Here is a 2,360-nt window from a genome sequence, read left to right as displayed (position 1 = left end):
AGGTAGACGAACGCGACGCCCGGGGCATCGGCGGCATGCGCGAGCGGGGCCATCGTGGCAGACAGCGCCAGCATCGTGCCAACGGCACCGGTTGCGCCAAGCTTGCTCAGCCAGGTTTTTTTCATTTTGTTTCTCCTGTCGATATGTCGATGTCGTTTATAAAAAGGGTGATGCAGTGCCGTCGCCTGACTGCGATTAAGCGAAAGGTCGTATTAGTGTGGTTAGCTCGATCGATTAGCTCGCCGCAAAGAATGGCTTGCCTAGTGAGGCTGGCGCGTTGAGCTTGATCGTGTTCGGATTGCGCGAGATCAGGACCAGTACGACGATGGTCGCGACATACGGCAGCATGGCGAGGAATTGCGTCGGGATCGGCACGCCAATGGCCTGCGCGTAGAACTGCAATGCCATCACGGCGCCGAAGAGCAATGCGCCGATCAGGAGCCGTCCCGGCCGCCAGGTCGCGAATACGACGAGCGCCAGCGCGATCCAGCCGCGCCCCGAGGTGAGCTGTTCCTGCCACAAGTGCAGGTAGACGATCGAGTAATAGCCGCCCGCGATGCCCGCCATGCCGCCGCCGAAAAGCGTCGCGCCGTAGCGCACGCCGACCACCGGAAAGCCCACTGAGTGTGCGACCGCTGGCGATTCGCCCACCGAGCGCAGGACCAGCCCGGCGCGCGTCTTATACAGGAACCAGCCAATCACACCGAACATGATGAACGCAAGATAGCCGAGCGGCGTCAGCGTGAAAAAAGCCGGGCCGATTACGGGAATGGAGGCGAGACCGGGTATCGGCATGATGTCGATGGTTGCGCGCACCGCCGCCGACGTATAAGGCTTGCCGATATACGCCGAAAAGCCGATGCCAAAGATCGTCAGGGACAAGCCTGTCGCGACCTGGTTCGCGAGCATGGTGATAGTAAGGAACGCGAACACTAGCGACATCAGCACGCCGGCCACGATCGCGCCGAGAATGCCGAGCCACGGGTTGCCGGTGATGGCCGTGACTGCGTAACCGGTTACCGCGCCCATCAGCATCATGCCTTCCACGCCGAGGTTCAGCACGCCGGACTTCTCCGCTACGAGCTCGCCCGCGCCGGCAAACATCAGCGGGATGGCCGCGACAACGGCGCTCGAAGAAAGCGAACTGGCCTGATTGATGTCCATAGATTTTCTTGTTGGCTAGTGAATGCTGACTGTGCTGCACGACTGTTCAGGAACGGGCGCGCTCAGGAGTGCGCGTGACCCACAACCCTGCGCCGAACTCGATAATTGACGAAGAGATCTGCACCGAGCAGGCAGAACAGCAGTAACCCCTGGAACACGCCCGCGAGCGCTTGCGGCAATTGCAGCGACGTCTGCACCGCTTCGCCGCCGAGATAAAGCAGCGCCATCAGCAGGCTGGCGAGCACGATGCCAATCGGATGCAGCCGCCCGACGAACACCACGATAATCGCCGTAAAGCCATATCCCGGCGACCAGCTCGCTTGCAATTGCCCGATCGGGCCCGCAACTTCGCCCATGCCGGCCAGCCCGGCGAGACCGCCGCTCAGGAGCAGGGAGGTCCAGATGGCTTTTTTATCGGAGAACCCGGCGTAGCGCGCGGCCAGCGGGGCCAGCCCGCCCACATTCATCCGATAACCCGCGAAACTCTTGCGCATGAAAAGCCACACTAGCGGGATGGCGACGACCGTCAGGAACACCGACGCGTTGATGCGCGTGCCCTTAAGCCATTGCCAACCCCAATCGCCGTAAAGGCGTGGAAACTGGGCGTCGGTGCCGAACATGGCGGAGATCGGGAAGTTCATCCCTTCGGGATCGCGCCACGGACCGCTGACCAGATAAATCAGCAACTGCGTCGCGACATACGTGAGCATCAGGCTCGTGAGAATCTCGTTGGTATTGAAACGGCTTTTGAGCAAAGCGGGAATGGCCGCCCATGCCATTCCGCCGATCACCCCGCCGACCATCATGAGCGGCAGGATCCACCAGCCGCTGGCATCGCCGACATGAATCGCAATCCCGCCCGCCACGATCCCGCCGAGCAACATCTGCCCCTCAGCGCCAATATTCCATACGTTCGCCCGGTATCCCACCGCGAGCCCAAGCGCGATCAGGCACAACGGCGACGCCTTCAGGACCAGTTCGGACCAGCCATTGACGTTCGATAACGGTTCGATGAAAAACCCGTGCATCGCGCGCACTGGATCCTGGCCGACCAGCGTGAAGATCAGGAACCCAATGACGAGCGTCAGGACGGCGGCAAGCAGCGGCACGGCGAGTTGCATCGCACGGGAGGGCGTGGGACGCGCTTCGAGTCGATAAGGAAAGGTCATTTTTTATTTTGATGTGGTGTCGAGCGG

The 2,360-nt window shown here is 61.4% G+C and carries 2 protein-coding genes; both read right to left on the bottom strand.

What is annotated here, in order from left to right; all coding sequences use genetic code 11:
* Positions 1 to 234: 234 nt before the first annotated feature.
* The gene (locus WCA53_RS23480; protein WP_423916108.1) at positions 235 to 1,164 is read right to left on the bottom strand and encodes an ABC transporter permease; all 930 of its coding nucleotides are present in this window, start codon (positions 1,162 to 1,164) and stop codon (positions 235 to 237) included.
* A gap of 62 nt (positions 1,165 to 1,226) precedes the next feature.
* Entirely contained in the window at positions 1,227 to 2,333 is a 1,107-nt protein-coding gene (locus tag WCA53_RS23475) for an ABC transporter permease (RefSeq protein ID WP_423916106.1), read from the bottom strand.
* Positions 2,334 to 2,360: the final 27 nt, after the last annotated feature.

Source organism: Caballeronia sp. (assembly GCF_049581465.1).
Taxonomy (GTDB): Bacteria; Pseudomonadota; Gammaproteobacteria; order Burkholderiales; family Burkholderiaceae; genus Caballeronia.
The sequence above is the reverse complement of the archived record's forward strand: the minus strand, read 5'-3'. Positions and strand labels throughout refer to the sequence as shown.

Bases quoted from the DNA above. Each gene is read 5' to 3' on its own strand.
- WCA53_RS23480 (WP_423916108.1), bottom strand. From the start codon at position 1,164: ATGGACATCAATCAGGCCAGTTCGCTTTCTTCGAGCGCCGTTGTCGCG.
- WCA53_RS23475 (WP_423916106.1), bottom strand. From the start codon at position 2,333: ATGACCTTTCCTTATCGACTCGAAGCGCGTCCCACGCCCTCCCGTGCG.